Below are 19,682 nucleotides of genomic sequence, written 5' to 3'. Positions count from 1 at the left end.
GGGGCTTTTTGTTTTTCCAGCCTGTGTGTGGGATTTGTAATTAAGCATTGTCATAGCGCCAAGAGGGGGCGTTTTTGAGACAGGCTATAACGACGTGCCGTTTGAGATAGGCTGTAGAACTATGAACTATGAACAATGAAACAGGAAGGGAATGTAAAAAGAATCTGTTGTAAGGATTTAGGCAGACGGGAACAAAAAGGCCGATACAAAGTATCGACCTAATAGAGACCTATGGAATTGAATCAGCTTGAGTTAAATCTCGAACATAAACCAATAACCGTATGCACAGATTAATGCGGGTATGCCTGAATATAATGTGGCCACAAGAGCCGCTTTTGGTGCCATTGCGATAGCAGGGAATAAAGCGTCACCATCATTTGATATTGCGTTACCGACCTGAGCTGAAAGTGGTAGTGCACCTGAAAGGTAAAGGCTAGTGACCAACAATTGTGGACCACACCCCGGCAGTAAGCCCATCAACACACCCGCCAGGGGGAGCATCATACCCCAGCTTGAGAATAGCGTCGCAAAATCGACATTTGCAAGCACAGAGCCAAACTCGAAGAAAAGAAAAGCGACCACTACCCATGCAGTGACAAAGTTTGTATCTTGAGCTGTTTTTTGTAGTGGGTGAGAACCTATACATTTTTCATCTTCACTTACGGCCGATTTGTAATCCTCAATTTCACGAGTAAGCCCCCACAAAAACATCGAGCTGATCAGTAAAATCGTTCCCGTCCATTCCATAGACATCTCAGGCAGTGTCAGCAACTGGTTTACATCGATTTGAAAAGAGCCAAGAAGGGCAACAGCGGCTCCCGGAATAATAAGCACAGACCATAGGTAACCCTGAAGGTTTATCGCTTTTTTAGAGACAGGGCTTTGATCTTGAGGTTGTGAGGCACAGCTGTTTTCCGCTTCATTTCTCTCTGCCTGTTTCGGGCGTAAAAAGTCGTCTGCGTGAAGCAAGTTTATGATTCGTCCTGAGGCGGTACCCACGATTACGCCCATCGCCATCATGGCTAAACCTGTTTTGGGTTCGCTAGCAATTAACAGGAAGGCCGCGTCACCCATGGTTGAGACGAGTACAGCCACAACCGCACCAAATCCGAGTTTGCCTGAAATAAATTGTGTGGTGACCACAATCGCTCCCCCACAGCCTGGCAATGCGCCCATTAGCGCGGCGAATACAACTTGGTTTGAACGAGATTGATGGACGAGCTTATTGAAGACGTTGTCTTTGTTGATGTATAGACTTAACCCGTGGTAAATCGCTAAGGTTAGCGCAACGTAACATGACACTGCCCAGAAGGCGTCAGACAAGGTAGTGACCGTCAATTCTCGCGTAGCAGGAGCTGCAACTAACGCCGCAAGTGAAATAGGTAAAAGCAGGCGCTTAAAAGACAGTGAAAACTGAGTTGTTTTCGCAGCGCTGCTGCTTGGCAAAAAAGAGATTAGTCGATCCATAAGTGTCACTCAAAATTTGTGTATTAAGATAATCATATACGAATGATAATAATTATCAATTGCATTTGTTGTTTTTTTATCTTTTGTTACCATTGGCCAAACCCACGAAACATGACCAATCTAAAAAAATGAGGTAAAGTATGCCTAATAAAGAGAGACTCTAAAGGTAGAGTCATAATTGTTAGTGTAATAGGAAGAAACATGATTTTAGTTGTTGGTCACAAAAACCCTGATAGTGACAGTATTTGTAGTGCGTTAGTTGCAACTGAGCTTCTTAAAGCTCGTGGCGAGGAAGCGACACCAATTCGCCAAGGCGAGATCAACCGCGAAACTCAACACATTCTAGAAGTCGCTGGTGCTGAAAAGCCAGAACTTCGTACTTCTGTTGCTGGTGAGAAAATCTGGCTAGTAGACTACTCAGATCTAGCACAGGCACCAGACGATGTTGCTGAAGCAGAGATCGTAGGCATTGTCGATCACCACCGTCTAGGTGACGTGATGACAGTTAACCCTATGGAAGCTTGGATCTGGCCTGTTGGCTGTACAAATACAGTACTTTTCAACATGTTTAAGATTGAAGGTCACGCTATCTCTCAACAAATCGCTAAACTGATGATGTCTGCAATTCTTTCAGACACAGTTGGTTTTGCTTCTCCAACATGTACTCAAAAAGACAAAGACGCGGTTGCTGAGCTTGCTGAAATCGCTGGCGTGACTGACGTTGATGCATTTATCAAAGCGCTTCTAATCGCTAAGACAAACATCGAAGGCCTATCTGCTGCACAGTTAGTAGAAAAAGACCTTAAAGGCTACCCATTCAACGGTCGTGATGTTGTTGTTGGTCAAGTTGAGCTTGCGACTCTTGAGCAAGTAGACGGCATGATCGAAGCGCTAGAAGCTGATCTTGAAGCGCGTTGTGAGAAAGATGGTCTAGCGTTCGCGGCAGTAATGCTGACAGATATCACTACAGCTCAAACTCGTCTTCTATACAAAGGTGAGTGGGCTGATAAGCTGGTTAAATTCGAGAAAGACGGTGTATTGATGATGGAAAATACATTGAGCCGTAAGAAGCAAGGTTGGCCTTGGCTTCAAGGCGAGCTTGTTTAACCAAGTCGCTTAATTATAAACGCCTGCTAATTTAGCAGGCGTTTTTCTTTGAAGTAGGCTTTCTTCTTCATCGATAGTGTTTGAAGTTAAAAACACTCGGCATAAAATAGCTTTAAGAACATAGTTACTGACTAAAGTAGGAAATTGAGATGACTACACAGCTAGACGATAAAAAAATCGCTGAAATCAATAAGTATACGGGTGAGCAACGCCTGAAGTACTGTGTGAAAGAAATCGTAGCGAACCGTGAAGTATGGATCTTAACCGATGAACACGGTTGTGTAATGCTGAACACAGAAGATGAAGACTGTGTTCCTGTATGGCCAAATCAAGAGTTTGCGGAGTCTTGGGCGACGGGTGATTGGTCTGAGTGTAAAGCTGAGTCTATTTCACTAAACAAATGGCATAGCCGTTGGACTAACGGTCTAGAAGACGACGAGCTTGCCGTTGTTGTGTTCCCGAACGAACAGGAAGAAGGTGTTATCTTGTTCCCGGATGAGTTCGATTTCGAGCTGAAGAAGCAGGCTGCTAAGCGCTAATTCTCTCGTCAAATTGTAAGCCAGCGTTGTCTTACCTCGGGCAACGCTGTTGTTCTATTCTTCCCTTCTAAGCTACTTTCCAACGTATTTTCGTCAATACCCAATAAGTTGATACAAAGGCGCCTGCTGTGCTGCTTTAGAAGCTTGCTGAAGTACACCTGTTTTGCTGTATCTTTTCAGTATTTTTCGCACAACTGGTTTTGCCTGTTCTTTTGTCATTCCCACTTTCAATTGAGGTTCATACAGTAGCTTTAGCAGCACTACATCTAAGGGGGATAATAAGTCTTCTGGCGTGTGATCATTGAAAATAGAAGGGTAGGCTTTATCTGAGTCATTGGGTAACCCAAGTACCTGTGTGATCTCTTCAACAATACATGCGACCAGCTTTCCTCTTGCTCTCGCTTGATCTACTGGGATCACAATTCCTGCATATACAATCTCCCCTTTGGAATTAGTTCGATAACCTGCAGTACAGATAGCGCTGTTTAGATGCTGTGTCGATTTCAGTTTGAGTACAGTTTTGGCTTCAGCTATCCACTGACTCTGCCTCGTGTATATCCATTTTACATTCGCTTCAGACTTATTTTTAACGATTGTTATGGGGTGCTGGGTCACTTCGGACAAGTGTTGGAGATGAAGTTCCGTGAGCTCCTGATGCAGGTCTTTATCACCCACTCGATGATCAACCCATACCTTGATAGGCTGTTTCCATTTAGCGAGGAGCTTGTCGCCTTGTGAATATTCGTGTTGAAGTGCGACGTGATAAAAGGCAGTTTCGACGAAGGTTCTATCTAGCCATGTGAGTGTTGTGCTTGCTGCATTAAAGGACAGCAGCGCCAACAAGAGGGAAAGCATTGAAGCTCTTGGTAACATATCTTTCCCCTTTGCGGAATATAGCGCTATCACCGATTAATGGCTTGGTGCTTTATAGAAGTGGCTCTCAACTAACCTTTGTGTGATTTGGTGAGTTGGGTTAGTCAGTACTTCATGTGTTTCGCCACTTTCAACCACATTGCCTTCGTGCATGACGATGATCTTATCTGTGATGTGTTTAACAATGCCGATGTGTTGGGAAACATAAACGAACGATACGCCCATCTCTTCTTGAAGTTCTAGGAACAGATTGATGATTTGCGAACGCATCGCCATATCCAAACCATTCAACGCTTCATCAGCCACAATGATGGAAGGCTGAAGTATCAATGCGCGAGCCAAACAAACCCTCTGCTTCTGGCCTGCAGCAAGCATCTGAGGATAGAAGTAAGCATGTTCTGGTAGAAGCCCAACACGTAATAATGTGTCCTTTACGCGGCGCATGCGGGCTTCTGGTGGCATGTTGGTATTTCGCTTCAACGGTCCTTCAAGGATTCGACCAATCTGGATGCGTGGATTTAGCGAGGTGTTCGGATCTTGGAAGATCATTCGAATCAGTTTACAGCGAGTTGAGTAGTCTTTGTGTTCTAGCTTTTCACCGTTCACTCGGATCTCACCTGCTGTTGGTTCCACCATACCCGCTAGCATTCTAGCTAATGTCGATTTCCCCGACCCATTCTGACCGATAAAACCAATAGTCTGTCCCGCTTCAAGGGAAAAGCTAACTGGCTTCACTGCCTGATGAATCTTTTTACGGAAAAGACCAGAGCGAGTCGTAAAGTCTTTAGATAAATCACTGACCTCTAATAATGCACTCATGATTTCTTTTTCTTCTCCATATTCAGAGGGAAATGACAGTTAAATTTGTGGGTCTTTATACGTTTAGTATGCGGGATCTCGACACACTGTCTTTGCGCGTATGGACAACGTGGTCCAAGTCGACAACCAATCGGAAGGTGCTGCAGCGGCGGAATTGACCCTGGTAAAGATTGCAGTTTTTCTTTATGGGGAATCCAGTCGTTAAAATCGGGCATCGCTTTTAGCAGTGCAACGGTGTAAGGATGCTTTGGTACATCCAACAGTTTTGTCGTATCTGCAGACTCAACGGACTGACCGCAGTACATCACGGTTATTCGTGTCGCCCATTGAGTGATAGTCGTTAAATCGTGCCCAATGAGGAGAATTGTCGTGTTATGAAGTTGATTCATTCGGCTCAATAAGCGCAATATTTGAGACTGCGTAATCGGGTCTAAATCGTTGGTTGGCTCATCGGCAATTAGCACTTTTGGCTTGGCAGCGATCGCCATGGCGATCATGACTTTTTGACACTCACCATCGGTCAACTCATAAGAATAACTGTCCATTAGGTGAGAGTGATTTTTGATCCCCACTTTATGCAGCAATGCTATTGCTTGCTTTTTTCGCCACTTAAACCGTTGCCACCATCGACCTTCAAATGAACGCGAAGGAATCGCCTCTATTAGCTGGCGTCCCACTTTTTCGGAAGGGTCAAGACACGTCGATGGTTCTTGGAAGATCATCGCGATATCGCGAGCGATCACACGGCGTCGTTCTTTGGGCGTCAGTTGTAGCAGGTCGATATTGCCAAGGCGCATTCGGTCGGCAGACACTTTCCAGTTTTCTTTGCAAACACCAACGATCGCTTTTGCAACCAAGCTCTTACCAGAACCTGATTCACCTACTAAGCCACGAATTTCTCCCTCATTGAGGGTAATACTCATTCGATCTACTGCTTTAACCATCCCTTGAGGGGTCTCAATCTCGATAGTTAGATGTCGAATATCAAGTAACGGCATTATTCGATTCCTGCATTTAGCGCTTGGCGAACACCTTCACCGACAAGGTTAATCACGATCACTGTAAACATAATGGCTAAGCCGGGTAGAGTTACTGTCCATGGCGCAAGGTAAATCAGCTCTACAGAGTCACCCAAAATTGAGCCCCATTCGGTACTGGGTGCTTGAGCGCCAAGCCCTAAGAAACCCAAGGCCGTGATATCAAGAATGGCGACTGACAATGCCAGTGTAATTTCAAGTGCCACTACAGTAAGAATATTAGGAAGGATTGAATTCCATAACAGGTAGAAGTCATTCGCACCATCAAGGCGAGAAGCCAAAATATAGTCTTTTTCTACTTCTGCATGCACGGCAATGTATACCGAACGAATAAAGCGTGGAATCAATGCCAAACATAAGGCTAGCAAGATATTAAACTCGCCAAAGCCAAGAAATGCCACGAAGATAATCGCGAGTAGCAGCGACGGAATAGACATTACTGTGTCAAGCAGGTGGTTTAGCGTACTTGATAACAACCCGCGAGTCATACCTGCAAGTACGCCAATCAGACAACCGATGACTGCTGCGATAAAGGTAATCACCACTGCGGCACCAAATGTCAGCTGAGAGCCAATAATCAGACGGGATAGAATATCTCGCCCTAAATCATCAGTACCTAGAAAATACTCAACTGTTCCAGCAGGATCCCAAGAAGGAGGTGTTAGTAGGTGTCCCGTCTGCTCTTGAGCATCATGCGGTGCTAGCCATGGTGAAGTGATGGTGATCAAAATGATCAAGACCAAACACCATAGTCCAAACATTGCGAGATTATTGCCACGGAAGCTGCGCCAGAAACGCTCGAATTGGGTTGGAATCTGTTCTTCTTGGTAGACGTTATTTGTTAGCATACCATTCCTTCCTTACCAGAGGGTTGACCATCGCGCCCAGTAGATCGGACAGTATATTCGCGGTCAAAACCAAGGTTGCTACCACAATTACACCAGCTTGAATTGAAACGTAATCTTGATTGGATAATGCATCCAGCAACCAGCGGCCAATACCCGGCCAGTTAAAGATAGATTCGGTGATGATAGCGAGCGTTAACATACTGGAGAGTTGAACGCCGACCTTAGGAATAATCGGTGGTATTGCATTTCTTAATACGTGTTGAGTGACGATCTCTCTTGTTGAAAGACCTTTGATTCGTGCGGCACGGATGTAGTTTTGAGCCATCACTTCAGCCACTGACGCTCTCATTAGTCGGATAACCTGGGTTGTTGGAGCGAGCGCCAAAACAAGACAAGGTAACGCCATATGGTCTATTACGCTCTGTAGGGCGTGTGCTCGATAGTTACCTTCGGCAAAGAAGGCATCAATCATTGCAAAGCCAGTCACGTGTTCAATTTCGTAAAGTAGATCGTATTGTCCCCCAACAGGGAACATCTCGAAGTGCAGTGAGAACACCATGATCATTAGCAATGCGACCCAAAATATAGGTGCTGAGTAGCCTGCCATTGAAGTAAACGATATAGTGGTATCAACAAACTTACCTTGTCTCATGCCGGCAATTGTGCCGAAAGGGATGCCGATAAACAGTGCGAGTAGAAAAGCAAAGAAGCACAATTCTAACGTCGCAGGGAATACCACGACAAGCTCTTCGATGATAGGAACACCGTGTTTGCTCAGGCCGAAATTCAGCGTCGATAATTCGGTGACGTAGCTAAGCCAGCCGGGCCAAAAATCTTGAATTGCCCAAGGTGAGGTTTGGTCTAATCGAAGTAGAGCAAAGCCGACTAAAGTCAGAATTCCAAGTGTAATAATGAATAAGTTTACACGCCTTAATGTATACCAAAACATCAGTTCACCTCCCTTCTGACTTGATCAAAAGGTTGAGCATTAAAAGGACTGTGTTTAAAACCTGTTAGCGAACGATCGTGCACACGGAATTGCACGCCATGAGCGAGAGGTATCACAGGAACTTCTTCATTAAGAATGTTTTGGGCTTGTCGATACAAGTTCACACGATGCCTTTGTTGATTAATCTCTAATGCCAAGTCGAGAAGGAAATCAAAGTCTGAGTTGCACCACATAGAGACGTTTAATCCCGCGCGTTCCGAACTACATGATAGAAGTGGACGCAAGAAGTTGTCTGGGTCGCCCGTACTGCCAATCCAACCTGTGAGTAACAAATCTGTTGAGGAAATTGAAGACAGCTGTGTTCGGTCAAATCGGTCGTCGGTATAGAGTTTCAATTCAATACCAATATCAGCCAAGTTTGCTTGGATCAGTTCTGCCGTTTTTCTTGGGCTTGGATTGTATGCGCGTGGCTCTAGTGGCACCCACATTGAAAGCTCTAACCCTGGTTCTACACCGGCCTCTCTAAGAAGTGCGATCGCATAGTTTCGATCATAGCGAACTTGAACGCTGTCTTTTTGATAAGCCCAAGAAGTAGGGGGAAGTAACGTGTAGGCTTTTGTACCTGTACCGTAGTACACAGAATCAAGAATGTTCTGACGGTTAATAGCCAAGTTCAATGCTTTACGTACTCGTGAGTCACGCAATGCAGGGTGTTCTGTGTTTAGCGCGATGAAAGAGACATTTACTGCAGGTGTGGCAGAAATCTTCAACTCTTCATGAGCTTGAATAATAGGGATCTGGCTAGAAATTGGTGAGTTCAACACGTCACACTCACTGCGGAGAAGCTTGGCAAGTGTGCCTGTACCGCGTTGTGAAGTATCAAATACAACTTGGTCCATTTGTACTTCACCCTTCCAGTAATGCTTGTTCTTTTTCAAGCGTACAAGATCATTAATTTGATATTCATCCAAGTAGAAAGGGCCTGTGCCTACAGGCTTGGAGTCTATTTCATTTTTTTCATCTGTGGTAATCAGCTTGTTGGCATACTCTTTGGAGTGGATAACCGCATAACTGGTGGCGATATTGTTAAGAAATGAATTATCTGGGCGACTTAACTGGAACTTCACCGTTAGGTCATCCACCGCCGTGATTTCAACTATCAGGTTTTGAAAGTCGATGCCAGCGAACCATGGATATAAACCGCCACCCACATAATGGAATGGGTTTGAACTATCAATAATTCGTTCAAAACTAAAGACCACATCCTGTGCATTCATGCTACGGGTTGGGGTAAACCAATCTGTGGTTTGAAACGCAACATTTGGGCGCAGCTTGAAAGTGTACTCTGTACCTGATTTATCGACAGACCAGCTTGTTGCCAAGTTCTGTTTTGGTCGGTAAGTCATAGGATCAAGAGTGAGCAGGGTATCGAAAATTTGAGGGCTCAGCGATTCTGAGGTAATGCCACTATCAACCAATTGTGGATTGAAGGTACTAGGATTACCTTGGCCGCAATAAATGAAGCCTTTTTCACGGATTTGCTCGTGAGTGACACTTTCACCACATCCAGCTAAAAAGCCAAGCGTGCAGATGCTAAGTGATAGTCTTATTAGTGCTTTCATAAAAAGAAATACTTTTCGAAACGAGGCGTTAGAGGAGCCTCAAGATCCCGACAATTTAACATTTTATTTATTCGGCTCCAAATAATAATCAAGTGTGGACAGCTATTTATCGTTCGCTTGTCCTACAATCGCGTACTTCCTCACCATTCCACGTAATTGGTTGTAGGTTAACCCAAGTAATTCTGCTGCTTGTTTCTGGTTATACTTGCTCTGTTTTAGAGCTTGATTGAGTAATTTAATGTCTTGCTGTTCTTGCCATGCTTTGTAATCAAGCGGCAAAGAAAATGAGTGCTCTAATGGAGTATGGCTGTTGGACAGATCATTGCCAGTTTCGTGCGTGGAATGTTGATCTATTTTCCATGTTGGTTTGAAGGGGTTAAACACCAAAGATTCAATAGGATATGGATCTTTACCGTGCTGGTAGATAGCTCGTTCAACGACGTTTTTGAGTTCTCTCACATTTCCCGGCCAAGAATAATCCAATAGTGCCTCAACAGCAGATGGCGCAAAACCGACAAACAGCTCCAATTCTAATTCTCGACACATCTTAATGGCGTAGTATTCTGCTAGTAGCGTGATGTCTTCTTTTCGTTCGCGAAGAGGTGGGATAGTAATGACATCAAACGCCAGTCTATCTAATAAATCGGGTCTGAATTCGCCTTTTAACGCCATGTCTGGTAAGTCAGCATTGGTGGCACACACCAGTCTTACATTGGCACTTAGCGCCTTTTGTCCGCCGACACGTTCATATTGCCCGTATTCAATAACACGCAATAGCTTCTCTTGAACGGCAAGGGGGGTGGTCGCTAGTTCATCTAAGAACAGAGTTCCACCTTCAGCCCTTTCAAAACGACCTTGATGACGACCTTTTGAACCGGTAAAAGAACCTGATTCATGACCAAATAACTCTGAATCAATCAACCCTTCGCTAAGGGTTGAGCAGTTCAGTGAAATCAATGGCTGGTCCCAGCGCCTTGAAAGGTAATGCAGCCTTTGAGCGATTAACTCTTTACCCGTTCCACGTTCTCCAATGATCAGAATCGGTCTTTCGATTGGTGCGAGTTGGGACACTTTATCCAAAACAGAGAGAAAACTAGGGGATTCACCAATGAGATTCTGCTGCATAATGGGTCCTTGTATGATCTGATTTCCAATGGGCAAGATATAGAGAGCTTTATTTACATCACTTGATGTAAATAGCATTAATCACAAAGCTGTAGTGGTGAAAAATACCAATACTTGGCTAAATTCATCATAGCATGGTTCGGGCTAATCACCATTTTATTGTAAGTGCCTGATAAACAATGGCTTAAAAGTTGGCACGCTACTTGGATTACTTATTGTAGGTTTAACAACAAACGTAGATTTTTGAGCAAGTGGATTGAGAAATCGAAAAACGATTTAAAACCTATTTGCCATTATTGCAATTAAGGAGTTTCTTATGGGTATTTTTTCTCGCTTTGCAGACATTGTAAATTCAAACATCAGTGCACTATTAGATAAGGCTGAAGATCCTGAAAAGATGATTCGCCTCATTATTCAAGAAATGGAAGACACGCTGGTTGAGGTTCGTACTAACTCAGCAAAAGCTATTGCAGACAAGAAAGAGCTAGCACGTAAAGTTGAAGCTATCGAAACTCAGATTCTAGATTGGCAGAATAAAGCGACACTAGCCCTGACTAAACAACGTGAAGATCTGGCTAGAGCGGCACTAATCGAAAAGCAAAAACTTGAAGATATCATCAAGGGCCTTCATACCGAGCAAACTTTGGTTCATGAAACCATCGAAAAACTAACCAGTGAGATCGGTAAGCTTGAGACCAAAATCGCCGAGACTCGTGCAAAACAGCAAGCACTAATGATTCGCAATAATGCAGCAAGCAATCGTCGCGATGTTCAAAAACATCTGCATTCAAGCAAAACCAACGAAGCAATGGCGAAGTTTGAGCAATTCTCACGTAAAGTGGATGAATTAGAAGCTGAAGCTGACGTTTACGCAAAAACCGGTAACGCAAAATCTTTAGACCAAGAGTTTGCAGAACTACAAGCTCAAGACGAGATTGAAAAAGAGCTGGCGAAACTGAAGCAACAAGTTGAAAACCGCGATAAATAATTTTAGGAGTTGTCTATGTCAACATTTCTAATTGCAGGTCCACTGATTGTCTTTTTGATCTTCGTGGCACCGCTATGGTTATTCTTACACTACCGCAGCAAGAAGAAATCCAGCAATGGTCTTTCAGAAACGGATCTTCAGCGTCTGCATAAGCTTTCTGAGCAAGCTGAGTCGATGCAAGACCGAGTGAAAACGTTAGAAAAAATACTGGATGCGGAGTCACCTAACTGGAGGCGAAACTATGAGTAGAGAACTGTATCGCGATCCGATTAACGGTAAATTGTCTGGCGTGTGTGCCGGATTAGCGAACTATTTTGGCCTTGAAGTTTGGTTGGTTCGTATCTTAGTGATCTCAGCCGCACTGCTAGGTGGTAGCTTTCTGGTGTTATTAGCGTATTTAGCTTTGACATTTATGCTTGAAAAACAACCACCTCAATATGTCGATCAGATGAAAGCTAAACAAGAGCACACACTCAAGCAAAAACCCTGGGAAAAAGGGCAAACAGCAGAGTCTTTGTTGGGCACTTTAGAGGGTGATTTCCAGAAGTTAGAGACCAGTGTACGCAATATGGAAGCTTATGTGACTTCGGACACTTTTAAAGTCGACCGTGCATTTAAGAACATGTAGTGGTCAAGCCTCAAAAAGATTAGATAACGGTTTAGGAAAATTTATCCCAAGCCGTTATTTTTTTTAATAATTTTGTCTAAATAAATCTTACGATAACTGGTAAGTTACATGTGATTAATCTATTTTAATAAAATATTTATAGATATGGATGATCGCAATGTACAAAGCCTCCCTAGTCCTATTGGTGACCTTATCCGGGTTATCTGGGTGTGGTAAGGAGCTCCCTCCGGTTCCAGAACCCGAATCACGACCAGCCAAACTCTTCACCGTCTCGGTCGGTAACAATGCCTTCGAACGAAATTTTCCTGCGACTACTGAAGCGGGCGATAAAGCCGTATTGGCATTTCGAGTCCCCGGTTTACTAAAAACGATTGACGTCACTGCGGGTCAACAGGTCTCCAAAGGAGATGCATTGGCAACGCTTAATCCTGATGAGTATCAGTTGCTAGAAAAGCAGGCAAGAGCTAACTTCAAACTTGCCGATGTGCAATACCAACGTTCCATCAAGCTACGTAAGGATAGAGTGGTTTCTGAGCAAGATTTTGACCAAGCGAAAGCAAATCATAACTCTGCAAGAGCGGTTTTAAATCAAGCAAAAGCTAATCTTCGCTACACCACACTCGTTGCGCCTTATGATGGTACTATTTCTATTATTCCTGCTGAAAACCACGAATACATCGCGGCTAAGCAAGGTGTAATGAATATCCAAACGAATCAGATCCTCAAAGTTGTCTTCTTATTGCCTGATCAATTAATTGCACGCTTTTCTGCAGGGTTTGAGACAGACGCAACTATGGTATTCGATGCCTTCCCTGAGCATTCTTATGTCCTCACCTTTCAAGAAGTCGATACCGAAGCCGATCCTAAAACCGGTTCATACAAGGTCACTATGGTAATGGAGAGACCGACTGATATAGGCATCCTGCCGGGTATGTCTGGCACGGTTAACCTTGTTTCTTCACAAGCAGCGGCGACAAAAATTCCAACCTCAGCAATGATGACCAATGGAGATGATGTCTCAGTATGGCGCGTTAACAACGATGGTATCGTCGAAGAAGTCGCGATAGTCATTGATGAAAAACGTCATATTATTTCGGGTCTTAACGACGGAGATCGCGTTGTGACCTCGGGCGTTAATGGATTAGAAACTGGTGTCAAAGTTCGTGAGTGGATCAAGGAAAGGGGGCTCTAACATGAAGACAGTATCAAAAGCCATCGGCCTATCATGTTTGGCGTTGTTGACAGCCTGTAAAGACAAAGGTGTCACTGAAGTCGAAAAGCTTCCTCTTGTTAAAGCCATTGAAATCTCCGTCTTAGACTTTAACGATAAACTCTATTTTCCAGCAGTGGCTAATGCTGCTGAGAAAGCGCACCTAAGTTTCCGTGTCGCTGGTGAGATTTTTAAACTTGATGTCAAAGAAGGTGAACAAGTTAAAAAGGGTGATGTTCTTGCCGAGTTAGATCCAACAGATTATCAGTTGGACGTTGATAACGCTCAAGCTAGATACACAGTGATTAACAGCCAATACAGACGTTCAAGTCCGTTGGTCAAAAAGGGGTTATTGGCTAAGTCTCAATTCGATGAGATTGCCGCTCAGCGTCAAATCGCTTATGCCGAGTTAGAATTGGCAAAACTGCGTTTGTCATTTACCAAGCTTCGCGCACCGGTTGATGGAATTATCTCTCGTGTCAGTGTTGACCAATACGAAAATATTCAGGTTGGCCAACAGATTGTGAATATTCACAGTGTTGAGGATGTTGAAGTTGTTATCCAATTGCCTGACCAAATCTATGTAAATCAACCAAATGAAGCGACTATCTCGAATATTGAGGCAGTAGTTAGAGTTCCAAGTGGGAATGAATACAGTGCGGGGATAAAAGAGTTTACGACTGAACCCGATCCAAACACAGGTACATTTACCGTCACGCTTGCTTTACCTATGCCAGAAGATGATTTGATTCTTGACGGTATGGCCGTTGAGGTCACGTCAAATGGGCGTGATATCGGGTTGAAATTAAAAGCCGGCGTACTTATTCCTATTGAGGCTGTGTTCAATGCCGATGGGGATGAGTTAACTCGTCAAAACTCTTACGTGTGGATTCTTAATGACGACAATACAGTATCTAAACAGCAAGTCGTATTAGGCAAAGCGAATCAGAAAACATTGCAGATAATCAAAGGATTAGAAATGGGGCAGCATGTCGTTGTTGCAGGCGTATCGCGATTGCGAGATGGGATGACAGTGGAAGTATTGTCTCAGGAGACGAACAATGAGTGAAGTCAATAACAAGCCCCAAAGTGACGATCAACAGGGTGATGACCAAATCACTGGAGTGGCGGCTTATTTTATACGAAATAAGGTCATTAGCTGGATGCTATCACTGATCTTTCTTATTGGTGGTGTGTCTGCATTCTTTGGTTTGGGCCGTTTAGAAGATCCTGCCTTTACCATCAAAGATGCCATGGTAGTGACCTCTTATCCGGGAGCGACGCCTCAGCAAGTGGAAGAGGAAGTGACTTACCCATTAGAGAAAGCGATTCAACAGCTTACCTATGTTGATGAAGTTAACTCTATCTCTAGTCGTGGCCTGTCTCAGGTTACGGTAACGATGAAGAATAATTACGGCCCTGATGATCTTCCACAAATTTGGGATGAACTTCGACGTAAAGTGAATGATTTGAAAGGTCAACTTCCACCCGGGGTAAATGACCCTCAAGTCATAGACGATTTTGGTGATGTTTACGGCATTTTGCTTGCCGTAACGGGGGACGGTTACAGTTACAAAGAGTTACTTGATTACATTGATTACCTAAGGCGAGAGCTAGAACTTGTTGATGGGGTCAGTAAAGTCTCGGTATCCGGCCAACAGCAAGAGCAAGTGTTCATTGAGATATCGATGAAACGGATCAGCTCTCTGGGTTTGTCTCCAAATACTGTATTTAACCTTTTATCCACTCAAAATATTGTTTCAAGTGCAGGTGCTGTAAGGATTGGTGACGAGTACATTCGAATCCATCCAACAGGAGAGTTCCAGAATGTTGAACAGCTCGGTGATTTGATTCTTACGGAAGGTGGCGCTCAAGGGCTTATCTATCTAAAAGATGTGGCGAATGTAACTCGTGGTTATGTTGAAGTGCCTACTAACATCATTGGCTATAACGGGAAGCTCGCACTTAACCTTGGTGTTTCTTTTGCACAAGGCGTGAACGTGGTCGCAGTGGGTGAAGCCTTTGACCGAAGGCTCGCCGAGCTGAAATACCAACAGCCCGTAGGTATTGACATATCTGAGGTTTATAACCAACCCAAAGAAGTCGATAAGTCAGTTAGTGGATTTGTAGTGAGTTTAGGACAAGCGGTTGCGATCGTAATCGTAGTGTTGCTGTTCTTCATGGGATTACGATCGGGTTTGTTGATTGGTTTGATACTGCTATTGACCGTTTTCGGTACCTTCATTTTCATGCAGTACTTCAAAATCGATCTTCAACGTATTTCATTGGGCGCGTTGGTTATCGCGCTGGGGATGCTGGTGGATAATGCCATTGTGGTGGTGGAAGGGATATTGATCGGCACGCAGAAGGGGCGAACCCGAATGCAGGCCGCTACAGATATTGTGACCCAAACCAAATGGCCACTGCTTGGTGCAACGGTTATTGCGGTCACCGCTTTTGCCCCAATCGGTTTGTCTGAAGACTCAACGGGCGAATATTGTGGCACCTTGTTCACGGTTCTACTTATCTCCTTGATGCTGAGTTGGTTTACGGCCATCTCACTCACGCCATTCTTTGCCGATATGTTCTTCAAAGGCCAGAAAGTCGATCCAGATAGTGAAGGTAAAGACCCATACAACGGGATGGTTTTTGTTATCTATAAAAACTTCCTTGAGTTCTGTATGAAGCGTGCGTGGCTCACGATGTTCGTTCTGATTATTGGTTTGGGTGCGAGTGTTTACGGCTTTGGTTTTGTAAAACAAGCCTTCTTCCCATCTTCGACTACGCCAATGTTCCAAGTGGATGTTTGGATGCCGGAAGGTACCGATATTCGTGCGACCAACACTAAGCTTAAAGTGCTTGAAGGTTGGTTAGCAGAGCAGGACGAAGTTGAGCACATCACGACAACGGCAGGTAAAGGCCTACAACGTTTCATGCTGACTTATGCGCCAGAGAAAAGTTATAGCGCATACGGTGAGATAACGGTTCGTGTGAAGAGTTATGAAGTACTTGAAGGTTTGATGTTGCGCTTTCGTGAGCATGTAAACGGCCAGTTCCCTGAAATTAATTACAAACTTAAACAGATCGAATTAGGTCCTGGTGGCGGTGCTAAAATTGAAGCGCGAATTGTGGGTTCTGATCCAACGGTTTTACGTTCAATCGCAGCTCAAGTTATGGACATCATGCGTGCTGACAATGGGTCGTTTAACGTTCGTCACGATTGGCGTGAAAGAACTAAGGTACTGGAACCTCAGTTCAACGAAAGCCAAGCGCGTCGTTATGGTATTACCAAATCTGACGTTGATGATTTCCTAGCGATGTCTTTCTCTGGTAAGTCGATTGGTGTGTATCGTGATGGTACTACGCTGATGCCTATTGTGGCTCGTTTACCTGAAGATGAGCGAATTGATATTCGCAACATCGAAGGTATGAAGATTTGGAGCCCGGCATTAAGTGAATACATCCCACTACAACAAGTAACACTAGGCTACGAATTGGAATGGGAAGATCCACTGATCATCCGTAAGAACCGTAAGCGTATGCTGACGGTAATGGCGGATCCTGACCTACTGGGTGAAGAGACAGCATCAACTTTACAGAAACGCTTACAGCCACAAATAGAAGCGATTGAGATGCCACCGGGTTATTCATTGGAATGGGGTGGTGAATACGAGTCGTCAGCTGACGCTCAAGCGTCACTGTTCACAACTATGCCGTTAGGCTACTTGTTCATGTTCTTAATCACGGTGTTCTTGTTTAATTCGGTGAAAGAGCCTCTGATTGTTTGGTTAACGGTACCACTCGCCTTGATAGGGGTAACGACAGGCTTGCTAGCCTTGAATACACCGTTCGGTTTTATGGCGCTTCTGGGCTTCTTGAGTTTGTCTGGAATGCTTCTGAAGAACGGTATCGTACTGCTTGATCAAATTGAGATTGAGATGAAGTCAGGTAAAGACCCATATATAGCGGTTGTTGATGCGGCATTGAGTCGTGTACGTCCTGTATGTATGGCGGCTATCACAACGATTCTCGGTATGATTCCATTGTTACCGGATATCTTCTTCAAGCCAATGGCGGTAACCATCATGTTTGGTTTGGGCTTCGCCACCGTACTGACGCTAATCGTGGTACCTGTGCTGTATCGTCTATTCCATAAAATTGAAGTCTCGTAAGACGAGTGAGTCTTTGAATTAATGCCCCTGTTTAGGGGCATTATCATTTCTGAGTGATTTAAAATAGGTAGCAATAACATGGAAACAAACACTGAAGGTAGAACGTGTGCATGGGCACTGAAGCACGAACTGGAAAGGGAGTACCACGACGCAGAGTGGGGCGTACCGGTTTATGATGACCAAGTTTTGTTTGAGTTCATTACCTTAGAAGGGGCACAAGCAGGCCTTAGCTGGATTACGATCCTTAAAAAGCGCGAAGGCTATCGTGCTGCCTTTGATAATTACGATCTAAACAAGTTAGCCGAATTGAATGAAGACAATGTGCCACACGTCATAGAGAACTTTGATGTGGTTAAGCATAAAGGCAAGATTGCCTCTGTGTATAACAACGCTCGAGCAACGCTTGAACTGCAGAAAGAGTTTGGTTCTCTTTCAAACGCCTTATGGCAATTTGTCGATAACAAGGTGATCGAAAACCACTGGATTGAGATGACTCAAGTTCCCGCTTCTACCGAGCAATCCAAAGCGATGAGTAAGTTTTTGAAGAAGAGAGGCTTTAAGTTTGTTGGGGAAACAATCTGTTACGCGTTAATGCAAGCGACAGGTATGGTTAATGACCATTTAGAAGGTTGCCCACATAAATAAAGGTGTTATTTCTCGACGCGAAATAATTGTGTGTAAATTGAAAAATTCACTGGTCATTTATAAACTTTTCAATATTATATGCGACCAAATTCAAATGTAGACAACGATAGTGAATCAACAAAACTACCAAATATGTGATGCTAACTATGATCCCTTGCTTAGGCAGTTTATGCGTGAGGATGGCCACGTAGAAACTATCGCGCCGCTAGAAGGTAAAGTGTTCCTATTCTTGCTTGAAAATACAGGCGAATGCATTGAGCGAGGCCTGATCTTTGATAGATGTTGGGGGGATGTGATTGTCTCTGAGCAAGCGTTGACCAACGTGATATCTAAGCTTAGAAAAACACTGAACAGAGTGACTTGTGGTTGCGCCACGATTCGTACCGTCAGTAAAATGGGGTATTCTCTGGAGATAGAGGAATCATCTCAACCTCAAAATACAGAGCCTAAAGCGACAGTCCCTGAGGCGGATTTAGTATCAGAGTCTCCTCAAACGATAGGATTATCGCAAGCCGAACTTAACCCATCATCAATAACGACAAATCAAACACAAACCTCAGGCGAGTCACCTGAGAAAAAGCCGCAAGATGAGCAGGCTCATGTTATGCCTGCATCAGTAACACAAAGCGTTGAAGGCGACATGGAAATGCCATTGTCCACAGTTAGCCCGAGAGGTTCAGTCAACGCGGTACCACCTAGCTTTAAGCTTTTTGTTCATCGTCATTTAGCCTGCGTGGGCTACTTTTTAGCCTTTACCTGTGTGTTGATCTCTTTGTTTAATATATTTCAGGCTTACTATCAGCCATTGCCATACTTTGTTGATAAAAATGAGTATCACGACAGCTTCGTAGATGAAACTAATCACTACTTTTTCCATATTGTTCGCAATGAAGCCTACTCGTTGCCTGCGATCACTGAGAGACTGATACAAGTTATACCTAGCCACTGTAATGTTGATGTTTTTGTTCGCATTTATCCATCTGTCAACCAACCTGAAAATGATGCTTTGTATATGCTGATTGAGAGAAAGGATGGCGAAGCTCTTAATTACTTGTCATCTATTTTTGAAGTTGAGTCATCTTTTGATTCGTTTGTGAATTACATGGCTCAAAGGAGTTACTTTTGCGAATAATTGGTTTGCTATTGGTATTAGCACTCACAGCTGCAAGTTTCATGATTGATAGAAACGTATTAGCGGGCACTCGTTGGCACTGTAAAACCATCAAAACGGGCTTTATGACGCAGGCATTTCAACCTTATCAATCGTTGTATGAACGTATGACTTTTACCTTCCAATCAGACAATACGTTTATGATTGCAGAGGCGGTGAAGATTGAAGAGAAGAATGGTCAGGTGAGTAAATTGGAGCACCACTCCTCAGGTCGTTATTCGTTAGAAGATGGCGAGTTGTCTATCTCTATCATTGATTATTCGCCGACAACTGAAACTGATGATCCTGTTATTAATCGAGAGTATAGCTCGTATAAGGGGCTGAATATTGATTACTCAGTTGTTGTCACCGATGACTCACTCTATTTATTTAATAAAAATCGTTTCGAAATTTTTAATTGGGTATGTTTTAAGGTTCAGAAGTAGTCATATAACTTCTACACCAAGAGCTTACCGAACTAAAAAAGGCAGGTTGTCCCTGCC

The 19,682-nt window shown here is 43.9% G+C and carries 19 protein-coding genes; 11 read left to right on the top strand and 8 right to left on the bottom strand.

Going from position 1 to position 19,682, the window contains the following annotated elements; translation table 11 throughout:
- Window positions 1-252 precede the first annotated feature (252 nt).
- On the bottom strand, window positions 253-1,467 hold the full coding sequence (locus ACED60_RS08265; RefSeq protein WP_371727297.1) for a putative manganese transporter: 1,215 nt from the start codon (window positions 1,465-1,467) through the stop codon (window positions 253-255).
- 201 nt (window positions 1,468-1,668) lie between these two features.
- On the opposite strand from ACED60_RS08265, the gene ACED60_RS08260 reads away from it, so the two are divergent.
- The gene (locus tag ACED60_RS08260; protein WP_017104082.1) at window positions 1,669-2,574 is read left to right on the top strand and encodes a manganese-dependent inorganic pyrophosphatase; all 906 of its coding nucleotides are present in this window, start codon (window positions 1,669-1,671) and stop codon (window positions 2,572-2,574) included.
- A gap of 149 nt (window positions 2,575-2,723) precedes the next feature.
- A complete protein-coding gene (locus tag ACED60_RS08255; protein WP_004734596.1) occupies window positions 2,724-3,113 on the top strand; it encodes a DUF2750 domain-containing protein in 390 nt (129 codons plus the stop codon).
- A gap of 93 nt (window positions 3,114-3,206) precedes the next feature.
- Here ACED60_RS08255 and ACED60_RS08250 read toward each other — a convergent pair whose 3' ends face one another.
- The 7 genes from ACED60_RS08250 to pspF form a co-directional block, all read right to left on the bottom strand.
- Complete coding sequence (locus tag ACED60_RS08250) at window positions 3,207-3,986, bottom strand: DUF2927 domain-containing protein (protein WP_102257842.1); 780 nt, start codon at window positions 3,984-3,986, stop codon at window positions 3,207-3,209.
- Window positions 3,987-4,022: 36 nt separating this feature from the next.
- Window positions 4,023-4,805 carry an ATP-binding cassette domain-containing protein gene (locus ACED60_RS08245; RefSeq protein WP_009848782.1) on the bottom strand — a complete coding sequence of 261 codons (783 nt, stop codon included), beginning with the start codon at window positions 4,803-4,805 and terminating at the stop codon, window positions 4,023-4,025.
- The gene (locus ACED60_RS08240) at window positions 4,802-5,803 is read right to left on the bottom strand and encodes an oligopeptide/dipeptide ABC transporter ATP-binding protein (RefSeq protein ID WP_009848781.1); all 1,002 of its coding nucleotides are present in this window, start codon (window positions 5,801-5,803) and stop codon (window positions 4,802-4,804) included. Before ACED60_RS08240 ends, ACED60_RS08245 begins: the two co-directional genes overlap by 4 nt.
- Window positions 5,803-6,690, bottom strand: a complete 888-nt coding sequence (gene sapC, locus ACED60_RS08235) for a putrescine export ABC transporter permease SapC (RefSeq protein ID WP_009848780.1) — start codon at window positions 6,688-6,690, stop codon at window positions 5,803-5,805. The genes ACED60_RS08240 and sapC overlap by 1 nt, the downstream gene beginning before the upstream one ends.
- Entirely contained in the window at window positions 6,677-7,639 is a 963-nt protein-coding gene (locus tag ACED60_RS08230; RefSeq protein WP_371727296.1) for an ABC transporter permease, read from the bottom strand. Before ACED60_RS08230 ends, sapC begins: the two co-directional genes overlap by 14 nt.
- On the bottom strand, window positions 7,639-9,261 hold the full coding sequence (gene sapA, locus ACED60_RS08225; RefSeq protein WP_371727295.1) for an ABC transporter substrate-binding protein SapA: 1,623 nt from the start codon (window positions 9,259-9,261) through the stop codon (window positions 7,639-7,641). The genes ACED60_RS08230 and sapA overlap by 1 nt, the downstream gene beginning before the upstream one ends.
- Window positions 9,262-9,363: 102 nt before the next feature.
- Window positions 9,364-10,386, bottom strand: coding sequence for a phage shock protein operon transcriptional activator (gene pspF, locus ACED60_RS08220; RefSeq protein WP_371727294.1), 1,023 nt, complete (start codon window positions 10,384-10,386; stop codon window positions 9,364-9,366).
- A 316-nt stretch (window positions 10,387-10,702) separates the two neighbouring features.
- On the opposite strand from pspF, the gene pspA reads away from it, so the two are divergent.
- From pspA to ACED60_RS08175, 9 genes are all read left to right on the top strand, one after another.
- Window positions 10,703-11,374, top strand: coding sequence for a phage shock protein PspA (pspA, locus tag ACED60_RS08215; protein ID WP_009848776.1), 672 nt, complete (start codon window positions 10,703-10,705; stop codon window positions 11,372-11,374).
- A 15-nt stretch (window positions 11,375-11,389) separates the two neighbouring features.
- Window positions 11,390-11,623: an envelope stress response membrane protein PspB gene (gene pspB, locus ACED60_RS08210; RefSeq protein ID WP_009848775.1), complete on the top strand. Its 234-nt coding sequence runs from the start codon at window positions 11,390-11,392 to the stop codon at window positions 11,621-11,623.
- Window positions 11,616-12,002 (top strand): envelope stress response membrane protein PspC, encoded by a 387-nt coding sequence (pspC, locus tag ACED60_RS08205; RefSeq protein ID WP_029405178.1) that lies wholly within the window; start codon window positions 11,616-11,618, stop codon window positions 12,000-12,002. Before pspB ends, pspC begins: the two co-directional genes overlap by 8 nt.
- A 157-nt stretch (window positions 12,003-12,159) precedes the next feature.
- Entirely contained in the window at window positions 12,160-13,194 is a 1,035-nt protein-coding gene (locus tag ACED60_RS08200) for an efflux RND transporter periplasmic adaptor subunit (RefSeq protein ID WP_029223131.1), read from the top strand.
- A 1-nt stretch (window position 13,195) separates the two neighbouring features.
- Entirely contained in the window at window positions 13,196-14,281 is a 1,086-nt protein-coding gene (locus tag ACED60_RS08195) for an efflux RND transporter periplasmic adaptor subunit (protein ID WP_009848772.1), read from the top strand.
- The gene (locus tag ACED60_RS08190; RefSeq protein WP_009848771.1) at window positions 14,274-17,384 is read left to right on the top strand and encodes an efflux RND transporter permease subunit; all 3,111 of its coding nucleotides are present in this window, start codon (window positions 14,274-14,276) and stop codon (window positions 17,382-17,384) included. The genes ACED60_RS08195 and ACED60_RS08190 overlap by 8 nt, the downstream gene beginning before the upstream one ends.
- A 78-nt stretch (window positions 17,385-17,462) precedes the next feature.
- The gene (locus tag ACED60_RS08185; protein WP_009848770.1) at window positions 17,463-18,029 is read left to right on the top strand and encodes a DNA-3-methyladenine glycosylase I; all 567 of its coding nucleotides are present in this window, start codon (window positions 17,463-17,465) and stop codon (window positions 18,027-18,029) included.
- Between the two features lie 109 nt (window positions 18,030-18,138).
- Complete coding sequence (locus ACED60_RS08180) at window positions 18,139-19,161, top strand: winged helix-turn-helix domain-containing protein (protein ID WP_017100082.1); 1,023 nt, start codon at window positions 18,139-18,141, stop codon at window positions 19,159-19,161.
- The gene (locus ACED60_RS08175; protein WP_009848768.1) at window positions 19,152-19,625 is read left to right on the top strand and encodes a hypothetical protein; all 474 of its coding nucleotides are present in this window, start codon (window positions 19,152-19,154) and stop codon (window positions 19,623-19,625) included. Before ACED60_RS08180 ends, ACED60_RS08175 begins: the two co-directional genes overlap by 10 nt.
- Window positions 19,626-19,682 lie beyond the last annotated feature (57 nt).

The organism is Vibrio sp. 1F279, assembly GCF_041439815.1.
In the GTDB taxonomy this organism is placed as follows: Bacteria; Pseudomonadota; Gammaproteobacteria; order Enterobacterales; family Vibrionaceae; genus Vibrio; species Vibrio tasmaniensis_A.
Note: the sequence above shows the minus strand (reverse complement) of the source record. Positions and strands in the feature narration are given on the sequence as shown.